General features: G+C 60.2%; 2 protein-coding genes and 1 pseudogene. 2 read left to right on the top strand and 1 reads right to left on the bottom strand.

All coding sequences use genetic code 11. From position 1 onward, the window contains the following. Positions 1–79: 79 nt before the first annotated feature. Positions 80–425, top strand: a pseudogene (locus tag ACR0CR_RS20375) (hypothetical protein); the annotation flags it as partial. Here ACR0CR_RS20375 and ACR0CR_RS20370 read toward each other — a convergent pair. Next, positions 422–1,339: a LysR family transcriptional regulator gene (locus ACR0CR_RS20370; protein ID WP_480602737.1), complete on the bottom strand. Its 918-nt coding sequence runs from the start codon at positions 1,337–1,339 to the stop codon at positions 422–424. The pseudogene ACR0CR_RS20375 and the gene ACR0CR_RS20370 sit on opposite strands and share 4 nt — an antisense overlap. A 92-nt stretch (positions 1,340–1,431) precedes the next feature. Between ACR0CR_RS20370 and ACR0CR_RS20365 the strand changes: the two genes are divergently transcribed. After that, a complete protein-coding gene (locus tag ACR0CR_RS20365) occupies positions 1,432–2,931 on the top strand; it encodes a CoA-acylating methylmalonate-semialdehyde dehydrogenase (protein WP_480602734.1) in 1,500 nt (499 codons plus the stop codon). Positions 2,932–2,957 lie beyond the last annotated feature (26 nt).

Below are 2,957 nucleotides of genomic sequence, written 5' to 3'. Positions count from 1 at the left end.
TTTTTTTGTGCTTTGGTTTTGTGGTGTTTGACGGTCTGAGCGCCGAGCGGTGAGCATGTTTGATCTTTTTTGTCAGACGGGCGCGCGGGCGCTGCTTGGCGGTCTGGCGGTTGTTGATTGGCTGCCTGGTGATCGCGGCCGGGGCTTCGGCGGGGCCCGAGGCGCCCTTGAACGACAAACGGATACAAGCCTGCATCCCCGGCCAAAGGCAACGCAAGAAAATCGCCGAATACGACAAGCGCCGCACCCGGATCGGGACCATGCTTGGCAGGCTCACACAGTGGAGACGCGGGGCAACAAGGTGGCAGAGATGCCCAAAGGTCTGTCTCTCAGCCATCGCCAGCAAACGCGTCACAATCGCAAATGCGCGCCTCAAATCTCAACAAGCTGGCCGGCTCAAACCGCCCGAGAAATACCGTCGCTAGTTCCAGGTGGTGCTTAAGGCGTCAAATGCGGCTTCGACATTCGGCTCGTCTTTTCGGGTCGCGAGGGTCACGAAACGCAGGCAGGTTTCGATTTTCACATTGTCCGAAATCGCAATCCCCCGGGACTGCATTTCCTCAAGCGCAATCGACTCTCGACAGAGGCTAAGCCCAATGCCCGAGCGGACCATTGCCAACATCGAGGGTTCCTGATCAACCAGACATACCGGCTCGGGCTGGCAGCCAAGATTTTCATACACGCGCGTCAGCAGACGGTTGTGCACAGATTTTTCGGGCGTTCCGATCCAGGGCAGCGCAGCCAGGGCAGGCCAGTCCTTGCCGGCCAAGCGCTTGTCCCAGCCAACCGGCGCTATCACCCTGTACGTAAATTTGGTCAGTTCCCGCTGGAAGAAGATCGATTCAGTGGGATCTTCCCGGTTCGGCTCAAAATCATCCAAATCACCCAGGAAAAACCCCACATCCACTTGCCCGCTCAGCAAGCGGTGTACGACATCTCCGCTTATACCATGCACAAGCTTTGTTTGCAGATCAGGATACCCGTCCACGAGCGCGGCCAGAAACGCGCCAAGGCGTATGAAGTCGGGATCAACAATGGTTCCAAGCTGCAGCGTGCCCCGGACGTTTCCGTTTATCCGGCGCGCTGTCTGGCCGAATTCGGCAAGGGCGGCCTGCACTTTTTCTGCTTTGGCCACAAGCGCTTCCCCGTCGCGCGTCAGCTCTACCCCTTTCGAGGTGCGATGGAACAGTTCCAGCCCGGAATCTTCAGACAGGCGTTTTAACTGAAGGCTGACGGCTGGCTGCGTGAGATGCAATTGCTTCGCAGCGCGCGAGATATTGCCTTCCTGCGCGACGGCGACGAATGCGTTGAGGATGCGGATGTCCGAGATGGGTCTCATATTAATTCTGCTTATATCATATGACTCGATTAGTCATTGGATTTGTTTGCGCCGGTTTTGGAAGATTGGGCCAACTCAATGAGGAGGCATCCATGACGACGACTGCAATCGGCCATTACATCAATGGTGAGGTTTACGGCGGTGCGCGCACCAACACTCAGGACGTGTTCAACCCGGCGACGGGGGCTCTGACCGGTCAGGTTGATCTGGCCTCGGTGGCGGATGTGGACAAGGCGGTTGCGGCGGCCAAGGCGGCGTTTCCGGCCTGGTCGAACATGCCTCCGATCCGCCGCGCGCGTTTGATGAACAAGTTCCTGAACCTGCTGAACGAGCACAAGGACGATCTGGCCCGCGCGATTACCGCCGAGCATGGCAAGGTCTTCACCGACGCCCGCGGCGAGGTTGAGCGCGGCATTGATATCGTCGAGTTCGCCTGCGGCATCCCGCAGCTGCTCAAGGGTGATTTCACCGATCAGGTCTCGACCGGCATCGACAACTGGACCCTGCGCCAGCCGCTGGGCGTGGTGGCGGGCGTGACCCCGTTCAACTTCCCCGTCATGGTGCCGATGTGGATGTTCCCGGTGGCGATTGCGGCGGGCAACACCTTTGTCCTGAAGCCCTCGCCGACCGACCCGACACCCTCGTTGATGTATGCCGAGCTGATGAAAGAGGCCGGTTTCCCCGATGGCGTCTTCAACGTGGTGCAGGGCGACAAGGTGGCCGTGGACGCGCTGTTGGAGCACCCCGACGTGCAGGCGATTTCCTTCGTCGGCTCGACCCCGATTGCGAACTACATCTACGAGACCGGCGCGCGGCACGGCAAGCGCGTGCAGGCGTTGGGTGGGGCCAAGAACCACATGCTGGTGATGCCCGACGCCGATCTGGACAAGGCGGTGGATGCGCTGATGGGCGCGGCCTATGGCTCGGCTGGCGAGCGCTGCATGGCGATCTCGGTGGCCACGCTGGTGGGCGACGTGGCCGACAAGATCGTGCCGATGATCGCGGAACGTCTGGCCTCGCTGAAGGTCAAGAACGGGGTCGAGATGGACGCCGAAATGGGCCCGATCGTCACCAGGGCGGCGCATGAGCGGATCACCGGCTACATCGCCAAAGGTGTCGAAGAAGGCGCGGATCTGGTGGTCGATGGCCGTGGCTACACGGTTGAGGGTCACGAGGATGGCTATTGGATGGGCGGCAGCCTGTTCGACAATGTCACCAAGGACATGACCATCTACAAAGAGGAAATCTTTGGCCCGGTTCTATCCTGTATCCGCGTCGACAGCTTCGCTGAGGGTGTGCAGCTGATCAACGACCACGAGTTCGGCAACGGCGTGAGCATCTTCACCCGCGACGGCAACGCCGCGCGCGAGTTCGGGCGTCAGATTCAGGTTGGCATGGTCGGTGTGAACGTGCCGATCCCGGTGCCGATGGCCTGGCACGGCTTTGGCGGCTGGAAGAAAAGCCTGTTCGGCGACACCCACGCCTACGGCGAAGAGGGCGTGCGCTTCTACACCAAGCAGAAATCCATCATGCAGCGCTGGCCCGAGAGCATCTCAAAAGGCGCTGAGTTCACCATGCCCGTCGCACGCTGATTGTCTGGTTGGGAGGAAGAACCATG

This window comes from Ruegeria sp. AM2, assembly GCF_056540685.1.
This window is presented reverse-complemented; position numbering and strand designations above follow the sequence as displayed.

What these genes read in the sequence shown, in the direction of transcription:
- ACR0CR_RS20370 (WP_480602737.1), bottom strand. Translation starts at nt 1,339, where the DNA reads ATGAGACCCATCTCGGACATCCGCATCCTCAACGCATTCGTCGCCGTC.
- ACR0CR_RS20365 (WP_480602734.1), top strand. Translation starts at nt 1,432, where the DNA reads ATGACGACGACTGCAATCGGCCATTACATCAATGGTGAGGTTTACGGC.